Annotated in this window: 24 protein-coding genes and 1 tRNA gene; 19 read left to right on the top strand and 6 right to left on the bottom strand. The window is 71.7% G+C overall.

Translation table 11 applies throughout. The features are described 5' to 3' along the window. Positions 1–219: 219 nt before the first annotated feature. From AMY39116_RS44220 to AMY39116_RS0337225, 5 genes are all read left to right on the top strand, one after another. Positions 220–801, top strand: a complete 582-nt coding sequence (locus AMY39116_RS44220) for a type II secretion system F family protein (protein ID WP_027936569.1) — start codon at positions 220–222, stop codon at positions 799–801. 29 nt (positions 802–830) lie between these two features. Next, positions 831–1,067: a DUF4244 domain-containing protein gene (locus tag AMY39116_RS44215; RefSeq protein ID WP_020422677.1), complete on the top strand. Its 237-nt coding sequence runs from the start codon at positions 831–833 to the stop codon at positions 1,065–1,067. Continuing rightward, entirely contained in the window at positions 1,067–1,438 is a 372-nt protein-coding gene (locus tag AMY39116_RS0337235; RefSeq protein ID WP_020422676.1) for a TadE family type IV pilus minor pilin, read from the top strand. The genes AMY39116_RS44215 and AMY39116_RS0337235 overlap by 1 nt, the downstream gene beginning before the upstream one ends. Further along, positions 1,425–1,862: an Rv3654c family TadE-like protein gene (locus tag AMY39116_RS0337230; RefSeq protein ID WP_020422675.1), complete on the top strand. Its 438-nt coding sequence runs from the start codon at positions 1,425–1,427 to the stop codon at positions 1,860–1,862. Before AMY39116_RS0337235 ends, AMY39116_RS0337230 begins: the two co-directional genes overlap by 14 nt. Positions 1,863–2,366: 504 nt before the next feature. Next, the gene (locus AMY39116_RS0337225; protein ID WP_020422674.1) at positions 2,367–2,993 is read left to right on the top strand and encodes a bifunctional DNA primase/polymerase; all 627 of its coding nucleotides are present in this window, start codon (positions 2,367–2,369) and stop codon (positions 2,991–2,993) included. On the opposite strand, the gene AMY39116_RS0337220 is transcribed toward AMY39116_RS0337225, so the two are convergent. Then, positions 2,975–5,809 carry a DEAD/DEAH box helicase gene (locus AMY39116_RS0337220; RefSeq protein WP_162146063.1) on the bottom strand — a complete coding sequence of 945 codons (2,835 nt, stop codon included), beginning with the start codon at positions 5,807–5,809 and terminating at the stop codon, positions 2,975–2,977. The two genes, AMY39116_RS0337225 and AMY39116_RS0337220, sit on opposite strands and share 19 nt — an antisense overlap. A gap of 238 nt (positions 5,810–6,047) precedes the next feature. Here AMY39116_RS0337220 and AMY39116_RS0337215 point away from each other — a divergent pair, with 238 nt between their 5' ends. Then, positions 6,048–8,342 carry a sodium-translocating pyrophosphatase gene (locus AMY39116_RS0337215; protein ID WP_020422672.1) on the top strand — a complete coding sequence of 765 codons (2,295 nt, stop codon included), beginning with the start codon at positions 6,048–6,050 and terminating at the stop codon, positions 8,340–8,342. Between the two features lie 133 nt (positions 8,343–8,475). Next, positions 8,476–9,072 (top strand): hypothetical protein, encoded by a 597-nt coding sequence (locus AMY39116_RS0337210; protein WP_027936567.1) that lies wholly within the window; start codon positions 8,476–8,478, stop codon positions 9,070–9,072. Here AMY39116_RS0337210 and AMY39116_RS0337205 read toward each other — a convergent pair. Further along, positions 9,069–9,830: a TipAS antibiotic-recognition domain-containing protein gene (locus AMY39116_RS0337205; protein WP_020422670.1), complete on the bottom strand. Its 762-nt coding sequence runs from the start codon at positions 9,828–9,830 to the stop codon at positions 9,069–9,071. The two genes, AMY39116_RS0337210 and AMY39116_RS0337205, sit on opposite strands and share 4 nt — an antisense overlap. Positions 9,831–9,956: 126 nt before the next feature. Between AMY39116_RS0337205 and AMY39116_RS0337200 the strand changes: the two genes are divergently transcribed. Further along, positions 9,957–10,544 carry a hypothetical protein gene (locus AMY39116_RS0337200; protein ID WP_020422669.1) on the top strand — a complete coding sequence of 196 codons (588 nt, stop codon included), beginning with the start codon at positions 9,957–9,959 and terminating at the stop codon, positions 10,542–10,544. Here AMY39116_RS0337200 and AMY39116_RS0337195 read toward each other — a convergent pair whose 3' ends face one another. Next, positions 10,545–11,390: a serine protease gene (locus AMY39116_RS0337195; protein ID WP_020422668.1), complete on the bottom strand. Its 846-nt coding sequence runs from the start codon at positions 11,388–11,390 to the stop codon at positions 10,545–10,547. A 231-nt stretch (positions 11,391–11,621) separates the two neighbouring features. Between AMY39116_RS0337195 and topA the strand changes: the two genes are divergently transcribed. The 5 genes from topA (at position 11,622) to AMY39116_RS0337170 (ending at position 19,295) form a co-directional block, all read left to right on the top strand. Continuing rightward, positions 11,622–14,384, top strand: coding sequence for a type I DNA topoisomerase (topA, locus tag AMY39116_RS0337190; protein WP_020422667.1), 2,763 nt, complete (start codon positions 11,622–11,624; stop codon positions 14,382–14,384). Positions 14,385–14,438: 54 nt separating this feature from the next. Next, positions 14,439–15,233: a hypothetical protein gene (locus AMY39116_RS0337185; RefSeq protein WP_020422666.1), complete on the top strand. Its 795-nt coding sequence runs from the start codon at positions 14,439–14,441 to the stop codon at positions 15,231–15,233. A gap of 110 nt (positions 15,234–15,343) precedes the next feature. Beyond that, a complete protein-coding gene (locus AMY39116_RS0337180; RefSeq protein ID WP_235716294.1) occupies positions 15,344–15,844 on the top strand; it encodes a hypothetical protein in 501 nt (166 codons plus the stop codon). Positions 15,845–15,990: 146 nt separating this feature from the next. Beyond that, positions 15,991–18,090: an MFS transporter gene (locus AMY39116_RS0337175; protein ID WP_020422664.1), complete on the top strand. Its 2,100-nt coding sequence runs from the start codon at positions 15,991–15,993 to the stop codon at positions 18,088–18,090. After that, on the top strand, positions 18,087–19,295 hold the full coding sequence (locus AMY39116_RS0337170) for a DNA polymerase III subunit delta' (RefSeq protein ID WP_020422663.1): 1,209 nt from the start codon (positions 18,087–18,089) through the stop codon (positions 19,293–19,295). The genes AMY39116_RS0337175 and AMY39116_RS0337170 overlap by 4 nt, the downstream gene beginning before the upstream one ends. A gap of 53 nt (positions 19,296–19,348) precedes the next feature. On the opposite strand, the gene AMY39116_RS0337165 is transcribed toward AMY39116_RS0337170, so the two are convergent. Continuing rightward, positions 19,349–20,986 (bottom strand): hypothetical protein, encoded by a 1,638-nt coding sequence (locus tag AMY39116_RS0337165; protein ID WP_027936565.1) that lies wholly within the window; start codon positions 20,984–20,986, stop codon positions 19,349–19,351. A gap of 115 nt (positions 20,987–21,101) precedes the next feature. Between AMY39116_RS0337165 and AMY39116_RS0337160 the strand changes: the two genes are divergently transcribed. Both AMY39116_RS0337160 and AMY39116_RS0337155 read left to right on the top strand, forming a co-directional pair. Further along, positions 21,102–21,175 (top strand) — tRNA-Thr (locus AMY39116_RS0337160). A 68-nt stretch (positions 21,176–21,243) separates the two neighbouring features. Then, on the top strand, positions 21,244–22,029 hold the full coding sequence (locus tag AMY39116_RS0337155; RefSeq protein WP_020422661.1) for a class I SAM-dependent methyltransferase: 786 nt from the start codon (positions 21,244–21,246) through the stop codon (positions 22,027–22,029). On the opposite strand, the gene AMY39116_RS44210 is transcribed toward AMY39116_RS0337155, so the two are convergent. Further along, on the bottom strand, positions 21,946–22,635 hold the full coding sequence (locus AMY39116_RS44210; RefSeq protein ID WP_039791996.1) for a Pr6Pr family membrane protein: 690 nt from the start codon (positions 22,633–22,635) through the stop codon (positions 21,946–21,948). The two genes, AMY39116_RS0337155 and AMY39116_RS44210, sit on opposite strands and share 84 nt — an antisense overlap. Positions 22,636–22,806: 171 nt before the next feature. On the opposite strand from AMY39116_RS44210, the gene AMY39116_RS0337145 reads away from it, so the two are divergent. From AMY39116_RS0337145 to glyA, 4 genes are all read left to right on the top strand, one after another. Then, a complete protein-coding gene (locus tag AMY39116_RS0337145; RefSeq protein ID WP_235716293.1) occupies positions 22,807–23,073 on the top strand; it encodes a hypothetical protein in 267 nt (88 codons plus the stop codon). A 105-nt stretch (positions 23,074–23,178) separates the two neighbouring features. After that, complete coding sequence (locus AMY39116_RS0337140; RefSeq protein WP_020422658.1) at positions 23,179–23,760, top strand: TetR/AcrR family transcriptional regulator; 582 nt, start codon at positions 23,179–23,181, stop codon at positions 23,758–23,760. Positions 23,761–23,770: 10 nt separating this feature from the next. Further along, a complete protein-coding gene (locus AMY39116_RS0337135; RefSeq protein ID WP_020422657.1) occupies positions 23,771–24,292 on the top strand; it encodes a gamma carbonic anhydrase family protein in 522 nt (173 codons plus the stop codon). A gap of 113 nt (positions 24,293–24,405) precedes the next feature. Continuing rightward, positions 24,406–25,674: a serine hydroxymethyltransferase gene (glyA, locus tag AMY39116_RS0337130; RefSeq protein ID WP_020422656.1), complete on the top strand. Its 1,269-nt coding sequence runs from the start codon at positions 24,406–24,408 to the stop codon at positions 25,672–25,674. Between the two features lie 58 nt (positions 25,675–25,732). Here the strand turns inward: glyA and AMY39116_RS0337125 are convergent, their stop codons facing one another. Then, complete coding sequence (locus AMY39116_RS0337125; protein ID WP_020422655.1) at positions 25,733–26,251, bottom strand: inorganic diphosphatase; 519 nt, start codon at positions 26,249–26,251, stop codon at positions 25,733–25,735. Positions 26,252–26,273: the final 22 nt, after the last annotated feature.

Raw genomic sequence — 26,273 nt, 5'->3', positions numbered from 1 at the left:
GCGGCCACCTCGGCTGCCACAAAGGAGAAGCCCCGTGATGAGCACGCCCGCCCTCGCTTCGCTGCCGCCAACACTTCCACCCCGAGCCCAGTCAGTTGCCCACTTCGGCTCAACCCGCCCGATCACAGCAATTCCGCCCCGGCTTAATCCAGTGCTGATCCACCCCGGTTTGGTCCTGCCAGATCTGGTTGCTTCCCACACAGACCCAGAAGCCGCGCGATGAGTACAGCCGCCGTGGTGGTCGCGTTACTGGGCGCGGCACTTTTGACCTTCCCGGGCAGGCCGGTCGCAGGCCTGCGGTTGGCACACCTCTTCCCCTCGCCACGGTCGCCCACGCGCATTCGCCGTCGGCGGCCCAGGAGCGATCCCCTCGACCTCGCCGCTACCTGGGACCTGCTCGCGGCCTGCCTGCGCGCCGGGCAACCGGTGCCCGCCGCTCTCCGCGCCGTCACCGATGGCGTGGCGGGGCCGGAAGCGGACGCCCTTCGCGCCACCGCCGGTCTCCTCGAACTCGGCGCCGATGCGACCGAAGCGTGGGTGCCCGCGCTCGGTTGTGCCGGCACCGCCGAGTTCGCCCGCGCAGCCAAGCGGACCGCGCGCAGCGGAACCACCCTCGCCGACGCCGCCACCGACCTCGCCCGCGGAATCCGCGCCTCGCTCGGTGATCGCGCCGAGGCGCGGGCCCAGCGTGCGGGCGTGCTGATCGCCGGCCCGCTGGGGCTCTGCTTCCTCCCGGCCTTCGTGTGCCTCGGGGTCGTGCCGGTGGTCCTCGGCCTCGCCGGACGCCTCAACGTGTTCTGACCCTCCACAACAGACAAAGGAGATCTCCCATGTTGTTCCGCACCAAGCCCGCCGGCCGCCACGCAGCACCCGCCCGTCCGCGCTGGTGGCGTCGTTGGCTGCGCCCGGTGCTGGCCGCCGACGACGGAATGAGCACCGCCGAGTACGCGATCGGCACGATCGCCGCCGCGGCCTTCGGGGCGTTGCTGTACACCGTCGTCACCGGAGACTCGGTGGTCGGCGCCCTCACCGGGCTGGTCGAGCAGGCCCTCGCGGTGCAGTTCTGATGAAGACACGAGCCCGCGCCGGCCCTCCGGACCGCGGCGCGGTGACGGTCGAAGCGGCAATCGCGCTGTGCGCGCTGACCGTGGTGGTGGGACTGGTACTCGCGGGCTTCACGGCGGTGGCCGGTCAGCTCCGTTGCACCGACGCCGCCCGCGAGGCGGCGCGTCTCCTCGCCCGGGGCGAACCGCAACTGGCCGCGCAGGCGGTCGAGCAGATCGCCCCGCCGGGCGCGCAGCTCGCGGTGAAGTCCGAGGGGAACAGCATCACGGTCGAGGTGCGTGCCGCCCCGGCAGGCGGGCTCCTGCCCGGGCTCCACCTGGCGGCGAGCGCCTTCGCCGTCCTCGAGCCAGGAGCCGACGATGCCCCGCCCTGACCTGATGCGTCCGCGCGGGCCGGTCAGCTTCGGTCCAGGGGCGGTGGCTGTCCAACGGCCGACCCGGCTCCGGGCTGGCCCGGCCCAGGTCAGGGATCCGCACGGGCGGGACCGGGGCGCGGCGACCGTCTGGGCCGCGTGCGCCATCGCCGGCCTGGTGGTCGTCGCGGGGTTGTTGTGGGGGCTCGGCACGGCAGCGATCGCGCGGCACCGTGCTGCCGGGGCGGCCGACCTCGCTGCTCTCGCGGCTGCTGGTCAGGCCGCCGACGGGACCGAGGTCGCCTGCGGGCAGGCACTGTGGGTCGCCGAGCGGATGGGCGCCCGGGTGGTCAGTTGCCGCTTCGAGGGGTGGGACGCGCTCGTCGAGGTGGTCGTCGACACCGGGCTCGGGCCGGCGGCCGGTCGAGCCCGTGCCGGTCCCTGAGGGGGCGGGGTCCTGGCGGTGGGGCAGGTGCCGGCCGTCCGCCGGGACCTTGCCGGTCCCTTGAGTCGCATCGCCCCGGCAGGCTGGTCGACGGACGGCCGCCCGCTGGAGGTCGGCCCGGGAGGACTGCCCCGTGCTGGGGCTGCGACGAACGGTCGGTTCCGCGGCGAACGGTAGGTGCGCCGGCGGAGGTTGGGCGGTCGCCCTCGCGCGCCGAGCGGTCACGGGCGGTGGCGGCGGCAACTGGCGCCCGAGGTCGGAAACCGTTGGTATGCAGGAGAAACGTGTGCTGGAGATCACGATTTACGAGCGGCGCCGTCAACCGCTCGTCGTCGGTAGGCAGTGGCCGAGCGGCGTTCGGCCGCGCCGAGCAGGGGATCGTCGCTCGTCGCCCGGGAGCAGCCGGTTGTCGCGCGGCGGGTTCCGGCACTTTGCAACTTGCCGTTTATTGGGAACCAGACAGCCACCGCGAGCGGTGGAACAAGCAAGGAGTTGTGGACGGAAATGTTGGACACGGATTGGTCGGACAGCTGGCGGGGCGCCTTCCGCATCGAGCTACGCGCGGAGGCCATCGGTCTCGCCTGGCACGGGTGGCCGGTGCTGCCCGGCACCTTTCCGGCGCAGGCGGACGCCGAGGGCTCCTGGACCGGCCCGGTGCCCGTCCACGAGGACTGGGCCGACCGGCTCGACGCCCACCCCAACGAGGTGGCCGGCTGGTGGACCGGACAGCCCTACAGCCTGCTCGTCGCGACCGGCACCGTGCTGGACGCCGTCGAGGTCCCCGATGAACTGGGCAAGCGTGCCGCCCGCCTGCTCCGCGCGACCGGCCACCCCGCGCCGATCGTCGCGACGCCCGACGGCCGCTGGCTGTTCCTGACCACGGTCGCCGACCGCATTCCGGAGGAGCTCGCCACCGACGGCGAGGTCCGCTGGCACGGTCAGGGCAGCTGGATCCCGCTCCCGCCCACGCCGTTCCAGCACGGCGTCGTGCACTGGCGGGTCAAGCCGGATGTGTGGAGCTGGCGGCTGCCGTCCGCCGACGCCGTGCACTCGGTGCTCGCCCGCGCTCTCGACCAGCGAGGTTCCGACCGGACCGCACTCGTCGGCGCCGGTCAGTTCGCCGCAGCCTGAGCCACCCCGTGGTCGTGCCGGGCACTGTGAAAACTCACCGCCCCGAGCACGGTTTCCAGCACGGCCACCGCCCCCGCCTTGTCCAGTGGGTCGTTACCGTTCCCGCACTTCGGTGACTGCACACAGGACGGGCATCCCGCCGGGCACTCGCAGGAGAGAATGGCCTCCCGCGTAGCGGCCAGCCACGGGACAACAGCAGCGAAACCGCGATCGGCGAATCCCGCGCCTCCGGGATGGCCGTCGTGCACGAACACCGTCGCCTCCCCGGTGTCAGCGTGCAAAGCGGTTGAGACGCCGCCGATGTCCCACCGGTCGCACGTAGCGAACAGCGGTAGCAGGCCGATCGCCGCGTGCTCGGCGGCGTGCAGGGCGCCGGGGATGCGCGCCGGATCCAGACCGGCGCCCCCCGGCGCCCCGCCGACTCCAAGCGGGCCACCGCTTCCAGACGCTCGGTCGGTGCCAAGCGCACCGTCAGCTCCGGGCGCCTGCCTGGCTCCGGGTGGCTGGCTGGCTCCGGGTGGCTGGCTGGCTCCGGGTGGCTGACTGGCGCCGGGTGGCTGGCTGACTTCAGATGGGTGACTGGCTTCGGGTGGCTGGCTCGCCCCGGACGGGGCGTCGGTTCCAGGCGCCTGGTCAGCTCGAAGGGGGCCGTCGGCTCTGGGCGGCCGGCTGGCCTCGAGTGGGCCGCGGATTTGGGAAGGCTGGCCGGCTTCACCCGGGCTGGTGGCTCCGGTAGGGCTACCCGCTTCTCGTGGTCCGCTGGCTCCGGACGTTCCGGTGGATTCCAGCGGCGCGGTGGCTGTCAGTGAACCTGTGGATTCCAGAGGTGCGGGGGCCGTGCGCCTGTCGCCTGCAGGAGCGGCTCCCGAAGCGCGAGGGGCCTCCAGCAGTTCCGGGCTGATCGTGTACCACACGGCTCGCGTCTCGAGCGTCTGCGCGGGCAGGTCCAGAGCCACCTGGTCCAGCACCTCGCCGGACGGGCGGCGTCTCAGGTAGCCGACCACCTGCGAGGTCACCGCGACCTCGCCCAGGCACACGCTCACCCCGCCGTAGTCGAGCCGCTCCTGGGTGCTCAGCACCGTAATATCGGCGACCTCCCGGGCCGACGTCGTCCACTCCGGATCTTCCGCGTGCACCAGTGCGATCCCGGACTCCAGGTCCAGCTCGTCCACCACGTACGACGAACCCTGGTGCAGGTACACCGCGCCCGGGTGCACCGTCGTGCACGCCGAGCCCGGGTCGACCGTTCCCAGCAGCCTCGACGTGTCCGCCTCCACCACCGCGATCTGCTCGCCGCCCGAACCGCGGATGTCCACCTCGTAGTGCGGGCGGTCCCGGGACGTCCAGTACCAGCCGCTCGGGCGCCTCCTGAGCAACCTGTCCGCCACCAGCCTGTCCAGCACCTCACGCGCCGCCGCGCCGCCGAACGTGTCCAGCTCTCCCGTGGTCAGCGGCAGCTCCGCCGCGGCGCACGCCAGCTGCGGCGCCAGCACGTACGGGTTCGACGGGTCCAGCACCGCCGTCTCCACCGGCCGCTCCAGCACTGCCGCCGGGTGGTGCACCAGGTACGTGTCCAGCGGATCGTCCCGCGCCACGAACACCACCAGCGCGTCATCGCCCGACCGTCCCGCCCGGCCAGCCTGCTGCCAGAACGACGCCAGCGTGCCCGGATACCCCGCCAGCACCACCGCGTCCAGCCCCGCGATGTCCACACCCAGCTCGAGCGCGTTCGTCGTCGCCACGCCCTTGAGCTCGCCCGACAGCAGGGCGCGCTCCAGCGCCCGCCGCTCCTCCGGCAGGAACCCCGCCCGGTACGCCGCCACCTGCGACGGCAACTCGCTGTCCACTTCGGACAACAACCGCCGGGCGCCGAGCGCCGTCAGCTCCGCGCCCCGCCGCGACCGCACGAACGCCAGCGTCCGCGCACCCTCCACGACCAGCTCCGCCAGGATTCGGCTCGCCTCCGCGCCCGCCGACCGGCGCACCGGCGCACCGTTCTCACCCCGGTGGTCCTCCACCAGCGGCGGCTCCCACAACGCCACCGTCCGCGCCCCGCGCGGCGACGCGTCCTCGACCACCGGCACGCAGTCCTCGCCCACCAGGCGGCACGCGAACTCGCCCGGCTCCGCCGTCGTCGCCGACGCGAGGATGAACACCGGCGACGAACCGTAGTGCCGCGCCACCCGCTGCAGCCGCCGCAGCAGCAGCGCGACGTGCGACCCGAACACGCCCCGGTAGCTGTGGCACTCGTCGATCACGACGTAGGCGAGCTTGCGGAACAACCGCGCCCACCGCGAGTGCGCGGCCAGGATGCCGCGGTGCAGCATGTCCGGGTTCGTGAACACCCACCGCGCGTGCGCCCGCACCCAGTCGCGCTCCGCCATCGGGGTGTCACCGTCATACGACGCCGCCCGCACGCCCGGAACGTCCAAAGCGGACACCGACCGCAGCTGGTCGGCGCCCAGCGCCTTCGTCGGCGACAGGTACAGCGCGGTCGCCTTGTCGTCAGCGGCCAGCGCCGACAGCACCGGCAGCTGGTAGCACAGCGACTTCCCGGACGCCGTGCCCGTCGACACCACGACGTGCCGCCCCTCGAAGGCCAGCGACGCCGCCTCCGACTGGTGCGCCCACGGCCGCTCCACCCCGCCCGCGCGCAGAGCCGCCACCACCCGCGGGTCCGCCCACGACGGCCACTCGGTGTGCCGCGCCTCGCGGGCGGGCAGGTCGGCCACGTGGGTCACCGGGTTCTCCCGGATCCCGGCGGTGACCCGGTGCAGCAACCGCCGCGCGCGCTCGGTTCCCGCAACCACATCCACGCGTTCCAGCTTCGCACACGTGTACGACAGAACCGTTCTCGTGTGAAAAGATCATGAACCGTGAGCAGGCTCACATGCACCGAGCGTGATCGTTACGGGACGCCCTGACCGCGCCGGATCCATTACCAATACACTCCCCGCAACCGGCACCACTTGTGGTGTAGATCCCATGCCAGCGTCGGCACGGCTTCCCCTAGGCGGGCTGTCACTGGCGACAGGAACGTTTCCAGGAGGACGGATGTCCCGGCAGACCCTCGCGGAGGGCCTCGAGTTTTCCGGAGGTGACTACGGCATCGCGGCCGTCGTCGCCGTCATCGCCCTGGCCGCTCTGGTCATCGGCTGGTTCCTGCTCAAGGAGGTGCTGGCCGCCGGCCAGGGCACCACGAAGATGCAGGACATCGCCAAGGCCGTGCAGGAAGGGGCGGCCGCGTATCTGAAGCGGCAGCGCAACACCCTCTCGATCTTCGGGGTCGTGGTGTTCCTGCTGCTGCTCGCGCTCCCGGCGGAGGACTGGAACGAGCGCATCGGCCGCTCGCTGTTCTTCCTCGTCGGCGCGGTGTTCTCGTTCCTCATCGGCTACACCGGCATGTGGCTGGCGACGCGGGCCAACCTGCGGGTCGCCGCCGCCTCCCGCGAGCCGGGCGGCCGGGAGAAGGCGATGCGCGCCGCGTTCCGCACCGGCGGCGCGGTCGGCATGTTCACCGTCGGCCTCGGCCTGTTCGGCGCCGCGGTCGTCGTGCTCGTCTACACCGGCCAGGCGCCGAAGGTGCTCGAGGGCTTCGGCTTCGGCGCCGCGCTGATCGCGATGTTCATGCGTGTCGGCGGCGGCATCTTCACCAAGGCGGCCGACGTGGGCGCGGACCTGGTCGGCAAGGTCGAGCAGAACATCCCGGAGGACGACCCGCGCAACGCGGCCACCATCGCCGACAACGTCGGCGACAACGTGGGTGACTGCGCCGGCATGGCGGCCGACCTCTTCGAGTCCTACGCGGTGACCCTGGTCGCCGCGCTGATCCTCGGCAGCACCGCGTTCGGCGTGGACGGCCTGCTGTTCCCGCTGATCGTGCCCGCCATCGGTGTCATCACCGCGGTCATCGGCGTCTACATCACGCGTGCCCGCTCCGGTGAGAACGGCCTGGTCACGATCAACCGCTCGTTCTACATCTCGGCCGCCATCTCGGCGGTGCTGTGCGCGGTCGCCGCGTTCGTCTACCTGCCCGGCTCGTTCGCCGAGTTCGGCCCGGACCAGGCGGGCATCGAGGGCAACCCGGCGCTCATCGCGTTCGTTGCCGTGATCATCGGCATCGTGCTGGCCGGCGTGATCCTGAAGCTGACCGGCTTCTACACCGGCACCGAGCACGGCCCGGTGAAGAACGTCGGGGAGACCTCGCGGACCGGCGCCGCGACCGTCATCCTGTCCGGCATCTCGGTCGGTTTCGAGTCGGCCGTCTACACCGCGCTGGTGATCGGCGCGGCGGTGTTCGGCGCCTACCTGCTGGGCGGCACGATCGCGCTGTTCGCGGTCGCGCTCGCCGGCACCGGCCTGCTGACCACGGTCGGCGTCATCGTCGCGATGGACACCTTCGGCCCGGTCTCGGACAACGCGCAGGGCATCGCGGAGATGTCCGGCGAGGTCGACGAGGACGCGGCGCAGATCCTGACCGAGCTGGACGCGGTCGGCAACACCACCAAGGCGATCACCAAGGGCATCGCGATCGCGACCGCCGTGCTGGCGGCGACCGCGCTGTTCGGTTCGTACCAGGACTCGATCTCCAAGGCGCTGGCCGACATCGGTGAGTCCGCCGCGGGCGTGAAGTCGTTCGTGGACACGATCGTCAGCCCGAACACGCTGGTCGGCGTGATCATCGGCGCCGCGGTGGTCTTCCTGTTCTCCGGTCTCGCGGTCAACGCCGTGTCCCGTGCCGCCGGCGCGGTGGTGTACGAGGTGCGCCGCCAGTTCCGGGACATCCCGGGGATCATGGAGGGCACCACGCGGCCCGAGTACGGCAAGGTCGTCGACATCGTCACCCGCGACTCGCTGCGTGAGCTGGCCACCCCGGGTCTGCTCGCGGTGTTCGCCCCGATCGCCGTCGGCTTCGGCCTCGGCACCGGTGCGCTCGCCGGGTACCTGGCGGGCGCGATCGCGACCGGCACGCTGATGGCGATCTTCCTGGCCAACTCCGGTGGCGCCTGGGACAACGCGAAGAAGCTGGTCGAGGACGGCCACCACGGAGGCAAGGGCTCCGAGGCACACGCCGCGACGGTCATCGGCGACACGGTCGGCGACCCGTTCAAGGACACCGCGGGCCCGGCGATCAACCCGCTGATCAAGGTGATGAACCTGGTTTCGGTGCTGATCGCGCCCGCCGTGGTGCAGTTCTCGATCGGGCCGGACGCCTCCGCGGGCGTGCGGATCGCGATCTCGCTGGTCGCGGTGGCGATCATCATCGCCGCGATCGTGGTGTCGAAGCGGCGCGCGAGCGTCATGACGGAGACGCCGAGCGAGGACGCCACCCCCGCGAAGACGGCCTGACAAGTCGAAAAGGCCGGGTCCGTCGCGCACGGAGCGTGACGGACCCGGCCTTTTCCATGCCCGGCGGTTGCGATCCGCAATCGTCTCGGTACCGTCGGGAAAGAGCTTCACGTCGGCAGCTGGAGGTGTGTGGGTGCGGCCCGGGAAGTCGGTGTTCCTGGTGGTGCTGACCGGGCTCTGCGTGGGCCTCTCCGGATGCGGCCAGCAACCCGCGAGAAACGTCGAGCCGGGCGGCCCCGGCCTGTCCCGGGAGCAGGTCCAGCTGCAGGACGCCGCCACGCGGTGGGCCGACGACTACTGCGTGGCGGTCGGCTCGCTGGTCCAGGGGCTGGCGACGATGCCGAGCGTGGACCCGAGCAGCCCGCAACGCGCTGTGCGCACCTCGAGCGAACTGCTCGGGTCGGTGATCGGCGGACTGGACCGCGCGCTGGACGGGCTCGGCAAGCTGCCGCCGTCCCCGGTGCCGGGCGGCGACCAGGTGCGGGCCCAGGCCGTGACCGACTTCCAGGGCGTGCGGGACCGCGCCTCCGCCGCCCAGCAGCGGCTCGATTCCACCGACGCGAGCGACATCGACGAGGCCACGCTCGGGCAGGCGCACGGCCCGCTGGACGAGGTGTCCCGCCTCGACCTGCTGAACCGCTTCGACGCCGTGCCCGAGCTGGCCACCGCGATCGCGCACGCCCCGGTGTGCCAGCAGCTCACGGTGCAGGTGACCGCCGCGCCCCGCTAGCTCATCCGGGCGCGGGCGTACGCGGCCATCGCGTCGCGCAGGTACTCGGCGAGACCTGGGTGGATCGCCTCGTAGACGCCCCGGAAGCGCTCGTCGTCGCTGTACAGCCGGCCGAGGCCGGTGTAGGACTCGGCGTCCGGCGTCCAGAAGTTCTCCAGCCAGGCGCGGTGCGCCGCGACCGCGTCGAGCGCGCGCTCGTCGTAGGCCGGGACGCCCTCGCGGGCCAGCTCGGCCAACCGCTCGGCCGCCTCGGCGCCCTGCCGCTTGACGGCGTCCCACTTCTCGGCCGGCCAGCGCTTGCTCCGCTCGTGCGACTGCACGGCGCTCTCACCCCACCGTTCGACCGCTTCCTGCGCGAGCCACTTCGCCTTCTCCGAGTGCGGCGAAAACCCCTCGAACAGTTCCTTGGCGGACATGTGTTCCCCTCCTTCCAGTTCTTCGATGGTCCGGGCGACGGTGTCGGCGAGCCGGTCCAGCCGATCGCGCTCCGCCAGCAGCCATTTCCGGTGCAGCCGCAGGGCTTCGGCCTTGGACACGGATCCGTCGAGGACCTCCGCGATCGTGTCCAGGCCGAGGCCCAGCTCCCGCAGCAGCAGGATCTGCTGCAGCCGGATGAGCTGTTCCCGCTGGTAGTAGCGCCTCCCGCTGGTGTCGGCGAAGGCCGGTGGCAGCAGGCCGATGTCGTCGTAGTGCCGCAGGGTCCGGGAGGTCACCCCGGAGGCCTTCGACACCTGGACGATCGACAGCGGTTCGTCCATCTCGTCTCCATCCTCGCCCGTGAAAACCACGGTAGAGCTTGACGTTGCGTCAACTTCAAGAACATTTTCCGCGCGACGACTCGCGGGAAATCGAACGGGTGTTCTACCCTGTCCGCTGTGGATCAGATGTCGCTCTTCTCGGCGGAGGCGAGCGGCCCGGACATCGCCGACCTGAGCGGCGTCCTGTGCGGGCAGGGGCAGATCACCGGCTTCGCGCGCACGGCCGCCCGCCTCACCGTCGAGGTGGACGAGGTGTGGCGTGCTCGGGTGCTGGTGGCCGAGTTCGCCAGGCGCGGGGTGGCGGCGGAACTGGGCCGGACCGAGGACGGCGGGCCGGTGGTGCGCACCGCGTTCCGGTCCGATCTGATCGGGCTGGCCAGGGCGTGGCTCGACGACGAGGGGAAGTCGCTGCCGGGGCGGTTCCGCCTGACCGGCGCGGCGCTGCGGCTGTGGGCGCTGGCGGCGGGCCGTCCGGGCGTCCAGGGGTACCTGCTGGCCGTCGACGAGCGCGCGCCGGGCACGCACGAGCCGCTCGCCGAGGCGTTCCGGCAGCTCGGCGTGCCCGCGCAGCTCGTCGGGCCGAAGGGCGGCGGGCCTGCCGTCCGCGTCACCGGCCGCCGTCGTCTCGCGACGCTGGCCGAGCTCATCGGCATGCCCCCGCCGGGCGCCGAACCGGTGTGGCCGCAGCACGCACCGGCCCGGCAGGCGGTGTGATCAGGCGGGAATGGGAACCGGCAGCGCCACGTTCGGCTTGGGCAGCAGGCACCCGTCCCGCACCAGGCTGAGCTGGTTGTTCTTGGCGAAGCAGGCCGGGATCCGGTAGGTCTGCTGGCCGTAGGTCAGGCCCTTCCGCGCGAACACCGCGCCGTTCTCGTCGACCTCGCACGGGTTGTTGAACGTGCAGACCTCGCCGTTGTCGTTGCCGGTGTTGTTGATGCCGACGACCTCCCGGCTGCCCTGGTCGATGATCGGCGAGCCGGACGTGCCGTGGACGGTGTCGCAGCCGGGCGCGTACCGGATCGAGTCCTTCCAGGTCCAGCCCGCCTCGCGGACGGAGTACACGACCCGCTCGATCGAGCAGTTCCAGGTGCGGGTGAAGTAGCCGGACACGACGCTGACCGGCGTGCCGACGTTGGCGGGCGAGGCCGCCACGGTCAGCGGGTGCCCGCCGAAGTCGCGGGCGATCTCCCGGTAGGAGGAGTCGAGGGCGTAGAGCGCGACGTCGGTGTCGGTCATCGTGGCGTAGACGAGCTTCGTCGCGCGGATCTGGCCCAGCTCGCGGCCGTCGGCGCCGAGCAGCACCATCTTGCGGTTGGCGGGCCGGTTGACCAGCACCTCGCCCGCCTCCGGCATGCCCGACTCCAGGCAGTGACCGTTGGTCAGGACGAGCGCGCGGTCGAACTCGTCCGACTGGGGCAGCCGGACGAGTGAACCGGAGCAGTTGCTGAGCTTGACGATGCCGCTGTAGTCGGCGGCGGGCGCGGCGGACGCGGCGCTGACCCCGGCCAATGCGGGACCGGCCAGCAGAACGGCGAGGATCGTGAACAGGCGGCGGAACATGACGCGGAGCGTAGCGGAACGGCTACTCAGCAGCCCCGCGAAGCGTGTGTCCGGTATCACGTGCTAGGTGTGGAAAGGGGAAGATGACGCACGCCGCGGCCCGTTCCGGACAGAAAGCGCGGCGGCGTGTTACGTCACCTCGGGGGACATCACCGGCAGGCAACGTGCACACTTGCTGGTTGAACAGGCGCCGCTGCTGCAGCGGCGGGATGGAGCAGGAGAGCGGACAGCGTGGCTGGATCGACGAAGACGAAGAAGGACGACACCGGGGCGAACGGCGCCGGTCGTCGGCGGTTGGTGATCGTCGAGTCGCCCGCCAAGGCCCGCAAGATCGCCTCCTACCTCGGCCCGGGTTACGTCGTGGAGTCCTCGGTCGGGCACATCCGCGACCTGCCGTCGCGGGCGGACGACGTCCCGGCCAAGTACAAGGGCGAGTCGTGGGCGAAGCTCGGCGTGAACGTCGACCACGACTTCGAGCCGCTCTACGTCGTCTCCGCGGACAAGAAGTCCAAGGTCACCGAGCTGAAGAGCCTGCTGAAGGACGTCGACGAGCTCTTCCTCGCCACCGACCCCGACCGCGAGGGCGAGGCCATCGCCTGGCACCTGCTGGAGACCCTCAAGCCGAAGGTCCCGGTGCGCCGGATGGTCTTCCACGAGGTCACCGAGCAGGCCGTCCGCGCGGCCGCCGAGGACACCCGCGAGCTGGATGGGGACCTCGTCGACGCGCAGGAGACCCGCCGCATCCTGGACCGGCTGTACGGCTACGAGGTCTCGCCGGTGCTGTGGAAGAAGGTCATGCCGCGCCTGTCGGCGGGTCGGGTGCAGTCGGTGGCGACCCGGCTGGTCGTGGAGCGCGAGCGGGAGCGCATCAAGTTCACCTCGGCCTCGTACTGGGACATCTCCGCGACGATGGACGCGGGCGAGGACGCCACCCCGCGCCAGTTCCCGGCGCGCCTGGTGTCGGTCGACGGCGCGCGCCTGGCCACCGGCAAGGACTTCGACGCCTCCGGGCAGCTCAAGGCGAACGCCAGGGACGTCCGGGTGCTGGAGGAGGCGGCGGCGCGGGCGCTGGCCCAGGGCCTGCACCAGCGGGACTTCAAGGTCACCAGCGTCGAGGAGAAGCCGTACACGCGGCGGCCGTACGCGCCGTTCATGACCTCCACGCTGCAGCAGGAGGCCGGCCGGAAGCTGCGCTTCAACGCCGAGACCACGATGCAGATCGCGCAGCGGCTGTACCAGAACGGGTACATCACCTACATGCGTACCGACTCCACGACGCTGTCGGAGTCGGCGCTCGCGGCGGCCCGCAGCCAGGCGACCGAGCTGTACGGCAAGGACCACGTCTCGCCAACGCCGCGGCAGTACACCCGCAAGGTCAAGAACGCGCAGGAGGCCCACGAGGCGATCCGCCCCGCCGGCGAGGTGTTCCGCACGCCCGGCCAGGTCGCGGGTGAGCTGCAGGCCGACGAGTTCCGGCTGTACGAGCTGATCTGGCAGCGCACGATCGCCTCGCAGATGGCCGACGCCAAGGGCACCACGATGTCGGTGCGCATCACCGGCACCGCGAGCACGGGCGAGGAGTGCGTGTTCGCCGCGTCCGGCCGCACGATCACCTTCGCCGGCTTCCTCAAGGCCTACGTGGAGGCGGTGGACGCCGACTCCGGCGCCGAGGCCGACGACAAGCAGAGCCGCCTGCCGCAGCTGGTCAAGGACCAGGCGCTGACCGCGACCGACCTGTCTCCGGACGGTCACGCGACCACGCCGCCGGCGCGCTACAACGAGCCCAGCCTGGTCAGCAAGCTGGAGGAGCTGGGCATCGGCCGCCCGTCGACGTACGCGTCGATCATCAAGACCATCCAGGACCGCGGGTACGTCTGGAAGAAGGGCGCCGCGCTGGTCCCGTCGTGGGTCGCGTTCGCCGTGGTCGGGCTGCTGGAGCGGCACTTCGAGCGGCTGGTCGACTACGACTTCACCGCGGCGATGGAGGACGAGCTCGACCGCATCGCGGCCGGGAACGAGCAGCGCACCCGCTGGCTGTCGCGGTTCTACTTCGGCGGCGAGCAGGGCGTGGACGGCTCGGTCGGGCGTCTCGGCGGGCTGAAGAAGCTGGTCAGCGGCGGCGTCGAGGACATCGACCCGCGCGAGATCAACTCCATCCCGATGTTCGAGGACAACGACGGGCACACCGTGCACGTGCGCGTCGGCCGCTACGGCCCGTACCTGGAGCGCGAGGTGGACGGCAAGCCGCAGCGCGCGAACCTGCCCGAGGACCTGCCGCCGGACGAGCTGACCGTGGAGATCGCGGAGAAGCTGTTCGCGACCCCGCAGGAGGGCCGTGACCTCGGCGTCGACCCGGTCACCCAGCACCGGATCGTCGCCAAGGAGGGCCGGTTCGGCCCGTACGTCACCGAGGTGCTCCCGGAGCCCGAGGAGACGGACGGCAAGAAGACCAGCAAGGCGAAGAAGCCGAAGCCGCGCACCGGTTCGCTGTTCCAGTCGATGTCGATCGAGACGGTGACGCTGGAGGACGCGCTCAAGCTGCTGTCGCTGCCGCGGGTGGTGGGCAAGGACCCGGAGACCGGCGAGGAGATCACCGCGCAGAACGGGCGCTACGGGCCGTACCTGAAGAAGGGCGCGGACTCGCGGTCGCTGTCGAGTGAGGACCAGATCTTCTCAATCACGCTGGACGAGGCGCTGAAGATCTACGCGGAGCCGAAGCAGCGTGGTCGCCGGGGCGCCGCGAAGCCGCCGCTGAAGGAGCTGGGCGAGGACCCGGTGTCCAAGAAGCCGATGGTGGTCAAGGACGGCCGGTTCGGCCCGTACGTGACCGACGGGGAGTACAACGCGACCCTGCGCAAGGGCGACAGCATCGAAGGGCTGACCCCGGAGCGGGCGTCCGAGCTGCTCGCCGAGAAGCGCGCGAAGGGCCCGGCGCCGAAGAAGAAGGCGCCGGCGCGCAAGGCCCCGGCGAAGAAGGCCGCCGCGAAGAAGTAGGCCTCGAACAGCAGTTCGACCGAAACTGTCGTACCCCGGGTGCACACTGCCCCCGTGACGACGATCGACGAACTGCTGACCGAGGCCGCCCGGCCGGTGCTGGACGCCGTGCCGGAGCGCGCGAGCACCTGGGACCTGTACGCGCCGTACGCGACGGACGACGATGTCGAGCGCATCCGGTATCCCCTGAGCCGGTCGGACGACCCGGCCGACCTGGTGGCCGAGGCCGAAGAGCACAACGCCTGGATGGCGCAGCTGCGGGACTCGCCGTTCGTCGAGGGCGGCGACCTGACGGACGACGCGATGCGGGCGTTCGCGCTGATGCTGCGCGGTCCGATCCGGATGGTGCTCACCGGCGTGCACAGCGGGCTCGACGGCCCGCTGGACGTGCGGGTCTACGCCGACACGGCCGCCGGGGTGCTGTGGAGCTGGCGGCCGGACAGCACGGAGGTCGGCGGCTGGGGTTACCGCGAGCTGCGGACGCTGTTCGACCGGGTGGTCGGGTTCGTGCCCGAGCAGCGCCGCGGCCGGTTCGGCTCGGTGATGCTGCAGGCGGGCCCTTCCGGCGAGCTGGCAGGGCGGGACGCCGAGCAGGCCGGGCGGGTGCGGGAGTTCCTGCGGCGGCCGCGTACCGGCACGACGGTGGTCGACCTGATGGCGTTCGACCGGCGCTGCGCGCAGTTCCCGCGGCTCGGCTACGTCGTGGTGGACAACGACCTGGGCCGCCACGTCCTGGCCACGGTCACCGAACCGGGCGAGGGCACGCAGCTGTTCCTGGTCCCGTCCGACCGCGACCGGCTGGCGCAGTGGATGACCGACGCGGTCGAGGCGGCGATGACCTGTGCCTGAACTTCCGGTTGCGCACAGTGATCACGGGGTTGCCCGGATGGGCGCGTGCGCGTCGCGAAAAGCCCACTACGCTGGGACGAGGTGTTTCCGATCGCACGGGAGTGGTCACCATGGGTCCGGCGAAGGACGACGGTCGTTTCGGCGACGGCACGCAGTCCGGCCTGCCGCCGCTGACGTTCGGCGACGCCGTCTCGGGGTCGGTCGGCGACGAAGAGGGCTACCAGCCGTTGAAGGTGGCCAAGCCGGTCGAGCCGGACCCGGAGAAGGTCCGCGAGATGATCGAGGCCATGTCGGACAAGCCGGCGACCCCGGCCGAGGTGCCGGCGGACGACACACCGCCAGCGGCTCCGGCCCCCGCGGTGCCGCCCGCGCCGCCGCTCGGCATCCTGCCGCGTCAGCGCACGTGGACCGGGCGCCAGCGGATCGGCTCGTGGGCGAAGCCGTCGTTCCGCCTGCCGCGGCCGGGTCAGAGCGGCTCGGTCCGCAGGGCGAAGCCGTCCAGCGGGTCGGCGGCGTTCCTCGTCGCGATCCTGCTGATGGTCGTGTTCGGCGTGCTCGCGATCCAGTTCCTGTCCAGCCTGATCGACACCCTCACCGGCATCTTCGAGTAGGCCGCGACGGGACGATCTTCGCGTTTCGGACGCGTACCGCCCACCACGACGGGCACTCTCAGATCGACAGAGCTACCCTGGCCCCACGGTTGGGGGATGCCGGTTTGTCGCGCGAGGGGTTCCCCAGCGCCACGGGAGTGAGTGGGGTGGGTCCGATCAGCGAGGTCGTGCACGTGGAACCCGGCGCAGGAAGTGAGGCGCCGGCAGGGCGTGACGCCTCGACGATCCACCGGGCCCGGCGGGTCCTGGCGATCCGGCCGTTCCGGCGGCTGTGGGGCGTCACCTACCTGTGCAGCGTCGCGGACTGGCTGACCATCCTCGGCCTGACCAGCCTCGCGACCCAGCTGACCACCAACTACACGGCGCAGAACTTCGCCTTCACCGGCGTCCTGCTCTCCGCGCTGCTGCCCGGCCTGATCTTCGCCCCGCTCGGCGGCCTGCTCGCCGACCGCTTCGACCGGCGCAAGGTCATGTTCGTCGCCGACCTGTTCCGCTGCGGCTTCCTGCTGTCGGTCGCCTTCGTCGGCACGTCCTGGTGGCTCTACATCGCGAACTTCCTGGCCAGCGCGAGCGCGATGATGTGGATCCCGTCCAAGGAGGCGGCGGTCCCGAACCTGCTCAAGCGCCCGGACCAGGTGGAGACGGCCAACCAGCTCGGGCTGGTGATGACGTACGGGCTCGCCACGGTCACCGCAGGCGGACTCTACGCCGTGGTCACGCGGATCGCGGCCTCGGTCGGCCTGCCCTCCGGGTTCTTCGGCGAGCTGGGCGTCGCCAAGGTCATCGTCGTGCTCATCGCGCTGCTGTACCTGGCCAGCGCGATCCTGGTGCTGACCCGCATCCCGGAGCTGTCGGTCCGCAAGCCGCGGATGGCCGAGGTCTCACACGAGCAGGCCGAGAAGGCCGCGAAGCCGGTCGCGGAGGCGGACAAGCCCGGGCTGGGCGCCCTGGTCAAGGACGCGGGCAAGTACGTGCGGAGCACGCCGCTGGTCCGTGGCCTGCTCATCGGCGCGGCCGGCGCGTTCGCCGCGGGCGGCGCGGTGGTCGGGTCGGCCAAGCCGTACTCGTCGAGCCTGCTGGCCGGCGACTCCGCGTGGGGCCTGCTGGTCGTGGCCGTGTTCATCGGGCTGGCGACCGGCATGGGCGGCGCGCCGAAGCTGGCCCGGCGGCTCCCGCACGACCGGCTCTTCGGCATTTCGATCGTGCTCGCCGGCCTGGCGTTGATCCTGGTGGCGTTGTCGCCGCACCTGACCGTGTCGCTGATCGCGGTCGCGATCGTCGGCGCGTGCGCGGGCGCGGCGTTCCTGACCGGCGTGACGATCATCGGCTCGCAGGTCGACGACGCGATCCGCGGCCGGATCAACGCGATCTACCAGTCGATGATGAAGATCATCGTGTTCGGGTCGGTCTCGCTGGTGCCGCTGCTGATCGGTCTGACGAAGCCGCGGACGATCACGGTCTGGGGCAACCCGATCATCATCGACGGCACCCGCCCGGTGATGCTCGGCGGCGGCGCGCTGGCCGCGGTCGTCGGCATCATCGCCTACCGGCAAATGGACTCGCGCCGGTCCGAGCCGATCATGGCGGACCTGCGCAACGCGATCCGGCGCCGTCCGCGCCGCGTGAACGGCCTGCTCATCGCGCTGGAGGGCACCACGGCCGCGGACACCGCCGTGCAGGCGTCCAAGCTCGCCGAGTGGCTGCGGTCGGCCAGTCCGCGCCCGGTGGTGCTGGCCGCGGACCCGGCGCTGGACGACGAGCGGCTCGCCGCGCTCATCGGCAACGCGTCGTTGTCCGGGGCGCGGGCGCAGGCGCTCGCGGCCGCCGCGGTGCGCGCCGACATCGTGGAGCGCAACGTCAACCCCGCGCTGGACGGCGGCGCGATCGTGGTGATGGAACGCTTCGTCGACTCGCCGCTCGCGCACCTGTCCGCCGTCGCCGGGCTGGACGCGAAGGAACTCGAAGGCCTGGCCGACTGGGCCACCGGCCGCCTCCGGCCGGACGTGACGGTGCTGCTGGACGCCGATCCCGGCGCGAACGCGCCCGGCCCGATCTCGGTCGAGGACCAGTGGCGCGTGCAGAACCTGCTCAGCGAGATGGCCGCCGCCGACCCGGACCACTACGTCGTGGTGGACGCCGACGGGCCCGCGGACGAGGTCGGCGACCGGGTGCGCACCGCGGTCACGGCCGTGCTCGCCCAGCGCAAGCTCGGACTGGTGCCGCTGGCCGAGGTGGAGGCCAGGTGACCGCTGTCGTCGCGCCGGCCGGGGTGTGGGCCCAGCTGGTCGGCCAGGACCACGCTGTCGACGTGTTGTCCTCCGCCGCGCGCGCGGCGGCGCAGATCGTCGCGGGCGAGCCTGCGCCGCCGGGCGCGATGACGCACGCCTGGCTGCTCACCGGCCCGCCCGGCTCCGGCCGGTCCGTGGCGGCCCGCGCGTTCGCCGCGGCCCTGCAGTGCATCACCGGCACCGGGTGCGGCCAGTGCCCTGGCTGCCGGACGGCGATGCACGGCACGCACGCCGACGTGCGGCTGGTCATCCCGGAGGGCCTGTCGATCTCGGTCGCGGAGATGCGTGCGCTGGTCCAGGCCGCCGCCCGCCGCCCGACGACGGGCCAGTGGCAGGTCGTGATCATCGAGGACGCCGACCGGTTGACCGAGGGCGCGTCGAACGCGCTGCTCAAGGCGGTCGAGGAGCCGCCGGAGCGGACGGTGTTCCTGCTGTGCGCGCCGTCGGACCACCCCGAGGACATCTCGGTCACGATCCGTTCCCGGTGCCGCCTGGTGACGCTGCGGACGCCGGCCGCGGAGGCGATCGCCCGCGTGCTGGTCGAGCGGGACGGCGTCGACCCGGAGCTGGCCGAGTGGGCCGCGTCGGTGTGCGGCGGTCACGTCGGCCGCGCGCGGCGCCTGGCCACGGACGACAACGCCCGCAAGCGGCGCGCCGCGGTGCTGCGGATCCCGCTGGGCCTGTCGCGTCCCGGTGACGTGTTCCGCTGCGCCGACGACCTGATCGCCGCCGCCGAAGCGGACGCGACGGAGGAGAGCAAGGAACGCGACGAGGCCGAGAAGGCGGAGCTGCGCAACGCGATGGGCGGCGACGCGACCGGCAAGGGCGTCGCCGGCGCCAAGCGCGCGGCCGAAGCGGCCGTCAAGCAGCTGGAGAAGCGCCAGAAGTCCCGGGCGACCCGCACCCAGCGCGACACGCTGGACCTCGCGCTGGTCGACCTCGCCGGTTTCTACCGGGACGTGCTGGTGGCGGTCAGCGGCGCCGACGCCCGCTACAACCACCCGGACCACGCCCAGGACATCGAGCAGGCCGCCCGCCAGTGGACGGCGGAGTCGACGCTGAAGCGCCTGGAAGCGGTGCTGGCCTGCCGCGAGGCGATCCTGTGGAACGTCAAGCCGCGGATCGCGGTGGAAGCGATGCTGACGGCCCTGCGCCACGGCTGACGGACGCGTGAAAAAGGGGCGGCCGGTTGCGGCACCGCCCCTTCCTCAGAACGTCAGTCCCGTGGCCGCGGCGACGGCTTCACCGGAACCGCCTTCAACCGCTTCCGGGCCGGGAACGCCGCCACGAGCACGACCCCGAGCAGCAGCATCGCCGTGCCGGTCCAGAACATCGGCACCGCCGAGTAGGCGCCGGCCGTGTAGGCGAGCTTCTGCGGCGCGGCCGGGGGAGCCGCGTTGCCCGGCGGCGGCGTGGTCGTCGTCCCGCACACGACACCGCCCTCGGGCGCGTACGCCCGCCCGATCTGCTCGCCCAGCGACAGCTGCGCCAGCGACGACGGCAGGGAGTCACTGCCCGCCGGGAGGAGGTCCTTCAGTCCGGCGGTCGGCAGGATCTGCAGGTCCAGCAACCGGGCGGAGGCGCCCAGCTGGTAGCCCTTGAACGGGTCGGTGAGGTTCTGGCCCTTCTGGGTCAGCTCGGCGATGCTCAGCCGCAGGACGCCGAGGTCGAGCACCTTGCCCGCGGTGTCGGGGACCTGCTGCAGGCCCTTCTGCGCGGTGGCGACCAGTCCGCCGACCACCGGCAGGTCCTCCAGCGGGCCGAACTGCTGGGACAGACCGGACAGCGGCAGCCCGATCGGGATGTCCTTCGTCGGGTTGGTCGCGTCGAGCGTGTAGAGCACCTTGCCCTGCCGCTCGATCGTGATCACCGGTGCGGTGTACTCGACCTTCGAGGTCTTCTCGTCGCCGGTCGAGGTGACCTTGAGCGTCGGCTGGCTGACGACCTTCAGCGTCAGCTCGAGCGGGGTGCCCTTGAGGATCTCGATGTCCGCGGCCTGCAGCGTGGAGACCGACTGAACCGCCTTGTTGGGCGAACCGGGGATGTCGACCAGCTGCACCACCGACCGCGACGACAGCGTGTTCGGCAGGCTGAGCACGGAGTTCGTGCCGTCGGACTTGGTCTGGTTGCCGCCGCTGAGCAGGCCGCCGAGGGTCTGCAGGCCCTGCGCCGGGTCGAAGCCGTCGGCCAGCTGCACGTTCTGCAGGTCGAGGCCGTCGATCGGCAGGTTCGGCAGCGACGGGATGACGTTGAGCAGCGACAGGCTCGCCAGGGAGGTGCTGGCATCGGCGATGGTGCCGACGCACGGGCCGAGGGTCGGGCTGTAGCGGGCGTGCACCTTGCCGTTCAGCAGGCCGACGTTGAGCAGCGGGTTCTCCGGCGCGTTGAGGCCGCCGGTGAGCGGCTTCTCGTTGTCCGGCAGCGCGGTCTGCACGAGGCTGCCCGGCGCCTGCGGCGCGTTCCCGCCGATCGCGAGCCCGAGCGGGGAGGACTGGGCGATCGACTTCTCGTAGCTGAGCAGCGCCTCGGAGTTCGCCTGCGCGCTGGACAGGCCCATCCCGGCTTCGAGCGCGGACTGCTTGGGCAGCTGCTCGCCGAAGCCGGGCAGGATCGTGCTGGTCGGGACCGAGTTCGGCAGCAGGCGCAGCACGCCGAGCGCGGCGGCCGCGTCGGCGACCGCGTGGCCGAGCGGCTGCGGACCCTCCTGGCCGATGAACGGCGGCTGCCCCGGGTTGGCCGGCTGCGGGGTCGGGGTGGTGGGGATCGTGCTCTGCGCCACGGCGGGCGTGGCCGACAGGACGAGCACGGCCGCGGCGACCGGCAGCGCCAGCGCGCGAGGCATGCGTCGACGCATGTGGAAGGTCCTCCCAGTACGACCGGGCCGATCTTCGAGTGACCGGCGTCGCACAGCCTAACGACGCGGGGGGTGCTGAAGTGACGCGAACGGGGCCGCTACACTAGTTCGTGTTGCCGCCTTAGCTCAGTCGGCCAGAGCGGCTCACTCGTAATGAGCAGGTCAGGGGTTCGATTCCCCTAGGCGGCTCCGGCAACGGTCGGGGGCTCTCCACTCGGAGGGCCCCCGACGTCGTTTCCGGCCTAGGCTCTCCGGCCATGGCCCGCCGCTCCGAGACGATCAGTCCGACCGCCCACTACACCGGCTTCGTGTGGGTGCGCGGCGGGCTCTCCGACCCCGCCTTCGCGACCGCCGAGGGGCGTGTCCTGCACGGGCTGCTGCGGCCGGTCATGGCAGCCAGCGGCGCGCTGGGCGGACCGACGCTCGACGGCTTTCTGCTGGCCCGGCACCGCCTGATCGACCGGCTGCTCACCGACGCCGTCGAGCGCGACGGGATCACCCAGGTCGTCGAGGTCGCGGCCGGGCTGTCCGCCCGCGGCTGGCGGTTCACCCGGCGCCACCCGGGCCTGACCTACCTCGAAGCGGACCTGCCGGACATGGCCGCGCGCAAACGCCGCACCCTGCGCGGCGCGCCTCCCGCCGGGCCCGGGCACCGCGTGGCCGAACTGGACGTCCTCGACGAGACCGGTCTGGACCGGCTGGTGGCCGGCCTCGACCCGGCCCGCGGACTGGTGATCGTCACCGAGGGGCTGGTCAACTACTTCGACGAGCCGGCGCTGCGGGCGATGTGGGCGCGCTTCGCCAGGGCGCTGGGCCGGTTCGAGCGCGGCCGGTACCTGTCGGACCTGCACCTGGCCACTTCGGACTTCGCGGTGCGGGCGTTCGTCCGGGCGCTGTCGGCGTTCGTGCGCGGGCAGGTGCACCTGCACTTCACGGGTGCGGCCGAGGCGGAGGCGGCGCTACTCACGGCCGGATTCGGCCGGGCGGTGCTGCACGTCCCGCCGGAGACGGGGCTCGTCCGGGTCGTCGAGGCCGCGACCTAGCAGCCGGTCGAGCAGCATCGCGCCGAACGCGAGCGCGAGGAACAGCACCGCGATCACCAGGCAGTTCACCGTCACCCGCCCGTACCCGATGGCGGTCACGTCGACGAACGGGTACGGGTAGAAGCCGTCGACCGCGCCGCGGACGAGCGTGAACGCCACCCACGCGAGCGGGTAGACCACCGACCAGCCGATGATCCGCGGGGTCACCGCCCGGCGCGGCCCGAACAGCAGCCACCCGAGCACGCCCAGCAGCGGGGATGCCGTGTGCAACAGGAAGTCGGCCACCCACGCCCATCCGGTGAGGTCCTGGAGATCGGCCAGCACCAGGTGGAACACGATGCCGGTGACCGCGATCGCGAGCACGCCGTCCAGCCTCAGAGCGCGGAACACTGTGGACGTCCGCAGTGGACGGATCGCCAGCAGCAGACTCGTGAATCCCACGATCAGGTTGGACTGGATCGTGAAGTAGGCGAACACGTTGGCCATCCGCGCGGCCGCCGAGTCGTAGCGGCCGCCCATCACTCCCGAGGTGACGAACAGCTGCGTGACCACGCCGATCAGCACCACCAGCGCGTGCACACCGAACCAGACGCGAGCGATCCTCATAGTCGCAACGTAACCGCTCCGGTACTTCGGGTGACGCTCGACACACCGGCGCCCGCGAATAGTCCCGCCGATCACCGGCAAGCCACCCGGCGAGGCCGAAAACGGCTTCGCGCAAGGAGAAAACGCCTCATCTGCCGCTCGTCGGCAGAGAAAGGACGATCGAGAATGCGCATGATCACTCGCACTGTCGCCGCCGGCGCCATCGCCCTGCCGCTGACGCTCGGGGCCGCCGGGATCGCCTCCGCGGACACCGTCGAGGAGCACGAGGGTGTCGCCTACGAGCAGGTGTCGGCGACGGCGGGCCCGGACGGCGCGTCGTACAGCGCCACCGCCGCGGCCGCCGAGGAAGGCACGTACGCCGACCACAGCGACGACGGCACGTACGCCGACCACGACGATGACGACGACGGCGGTCTGCTGGACATCCTGGACCTCTGACGCCGCCCGGTCCGGACGGCCCCCGGGACGAGCACCGGGGGCCGTTCAGGACACCGGTCCCGAAGGTTAGGCTGGGCGTCCTCGTCGTTCCAGGAGGACACCGCAGTGACCGTCACCCCGCCGGGGCAGCGCGAGCGGCTCTCGCCGAACCAGCTCGCCAAGCAGGAGCAGATCGTCGAAGCCGCCCGGCAGGTGCTGGCCAGGGACGGGCTCGCCGGGTGCACCGCCCGCGCCATCGCCGACGCGAGCCCGCTCACCAAGAGCGCGATCCACTACTACTTCAGCGACACCGACGTGCTCGTCGACCGCGCGATGGCCGCGCACGTCACCACGTTCCTCGACGACCTCCGCGCGGTGGCCGCCCGCCACGACGACCCGAGGGACAAGCTGTGGGCGGTACTGGAGGCCTACCTCGACGCCTTCACCGAGCGCCCCAACTCCGCGTTCCTGTGGTTCGAGTACTGGATCGCCGTCAGCAGGGCCGACCACCCGGAGGCGATCGAGGCGATGCTCCGGTCGGTCACCGAACTGCTCACCGAGCTGCTGGCGGACGTCGGCGTCATCGACCCGCGGGCCCGCGCCCGTGCCCTGATGTCCTACCTGCTCGGCGCGGTCGTGCAGCAGCGCGTCCGGCGGCGCCCGTTCGCCACCCTCCGTGAGGAGATCGAGTCGCTCTGTCTGCCCTAAGGTTCGGGGTATGCCTCTGTTCTCCTTCGAGGGCGTGAGCCCCACCGTGCACCCGGACGCCTGGATCGCGCCCACCGCGACCCTGATCGGCGACGTCGTCATCGAAAAGGACGTCTCCATCTGGTACGGCGCGGTGCTGCGGGCCGACTTCGGCAAGATCATCGTGCGCGAGGGCGCCAACATCCAGGACAACTCGGTGGTCCACGTGAACACCGGCGTGTGCGAGATCGGCCGCAACGTCACCGTCGGCCACATGTGCCTCGTGCACGACTGCACGGTCGGCGAGCAGGCCCTGATCGGCAACGGCTCGACCGTGCTGGACCAGTCGGTGATCGGCGAGCGCGCGCTGATCGCCGCCGGCTCCACGGTCACGCCGGGCACCCAGGTGCCGCCGGAGGTCATCGCGATGGGCAGCCCGGCCAAGAAGTTCGTGCCGCTGACCGACTCCGCGAGAGGCTGGGTCGACCACAACGCGGCCATCTACCAGCAACTGGCCAAGCGGCACGCGGAAGGCGTGGCACCGGTCGACTAAGCTGGGACGCGTCCGTTTCAGCGACTGGCGCCGTAGAGGTGGAGCACCACCGGGAAGCGACCGACGAGGCCGGCACCGCGCGCCTGGGTGTGGCCAGTGTCAGGAGTAGGAAGATGACGCACCAGCCAGCCATCCCCGAGCTCACCGCTGCCGACCCGCAGATCGCCGGACTCGTCGAGGACGAGGCGCGCCGCCAGGCGGAGAAGATCCGCCTCATCGCCTCCGAGAACTACGTCTCCCAGGCGGTGCTGGAGGCCACCGGCTCCGTCCTCACCAACAAGTACTCCGAGGGCTACGCCGGCAAGCGGTACTACGAGGGCCAGCAGTTCATCGACCAGGTCGAGCAGATCGCGATCGAGCGCGCCAAGGCGCTGTTCGGCGTCGACCACGCGAACGTGCAGCCGTACTCGGGCTCGCCCGCGAACCTGGCCGCCTACCTCGCCTTCGCCAGCCCCGGCGACACCGTGATGGGCATGGCGCTGCCCGACGGCGGCCACCTCACCCACGGCTGGTCGGTCTCGGCCACCGGCAAGTGGTTCAACCCGGTCCGCTACGGCGTGCGCAAGGAGACCGGCCGCGTCGACCTCGACCAGGTGCGTGAGCTGGCGCTGGAGCACCGCCCGAAGCTGATCTTCGCCGGCGGCACCGCGATCCCGCGCACCATCGACTTCCCGGCCTTCGCGGAGATCGCGAAGGAGGTCGGCGCCGTGCTGGTGGCCGACATCGCGCACATCGCCGGCCTGGTCGCCGGTGGCGCGCACCCGTCGCCGGTCGGCCACGCGCAGGTGATCACCACCACCACGCACAAGACCCTGCGCGGCCCGCGCGGCGCGATGATCATGACCGACGCCGACCACGCGAAGGCCATCGACAAGGCCGTGTTCCCCGGCCTGCAGGGCGGCCCGCACAACCACACGACGGCCGCCATTGCCGTCGCGCTGGGCGAGGCCGCCAAGCCGGAGTTCCGCGACTACGCCCACGCGATCGTCGCGAACGCCAAGGCGCTGGCCGAGGCCCTGATCGAGCGCGGTTTCGACCTGGTCTCCGGCGGCACCGACAACCACCTGCTGCTGGTCGACCTGACGAGCAAGCAGATCGGCGGCAAGCCGGCCGCGCAGGCGCTGGACCGCGCCGGCATCGAGCTGAACTACAACACGGTGCCGTTCGACCCGCGCAAGCCGTTCGACCCGTCCGGCATCCGGCTGGGCACCGCGGCCATCACCACCCGCGGTCTCACGCCGGAGCACCAGCCGCAGATCGCCGAGTGGATCGACCGCTCGATCGCCGCGGCGGCCGCGAACGACGAGGACGCGATCAACAAGATCGCCGGCGAGGTGCGCGACCTGCTCGCCGCCTACCCGATCCCCGGCTACCGGGCCTGATCGAAACGAGAAACGCCCCTTCCCCGCGCGGGGAAGGGGCGTTCTTCGTTGGGCGCACTCAGTGGTGCTCGCCGCCCTCGGCGGCCTCCTTCGCGAGCCGGTCGATCTCACGCTGGTAGGAGCGCTTGATCTCGGCCTCCGCCTCGGACCGGCCCACCCACTGCGAGCCCTCGACGCTCTTGGCCGGCTCCAGGTCCTTGTACACCTGGAAGAAGTGCTCGATCTCCAGCTTGTGGAACTCGTTCAGGTGGTGGATGTCGCGCAGGTGCTCCAGCCGCGGGTCGTCGGACGGCACCGCGAGGACCTTGTCGTCCGGCCCCTTCTCGTCCGTCATCCGGAACATGCCGATCGCGCGGCAGCGGATCAGGCAGCCCGGGAACGTCGGCTCCTGGACGAGCACCAGCACGTCGAGCGGGTCGCCGTCCTGCCCAAGGGTGTCGTCGATGAAGCCGTAGTCGGCCGGGTACTGGGTGGCCGTGAACAGGGTCCGGTCCAGGCGGATGCGACCGGTCTTGTGGTCCACCTCGTACTTGTTGCGCTCCCCCTTGGGGATTTCGATCGTGGCGTCGAACTCCACGGCGTCCTCGCTGACCTCGTCT

The sequence above is a fragment of the Amycolatopsis sp. ATCC 39116 genome (assembly GCF_000231075.2).
Lineage (GTDB): Bacteria > Actinomycetota > Actinomycetes > Mycobacteriales > Pseudonocardiaceae > Amycolatopsis_E > Amycolatopsis_E tucumanensis.
The sequence above is the reverse complement of the archived record's forward strand: the minus strand, read 5'-3'. Positions and strand labels throughout refer to the sequence as shown.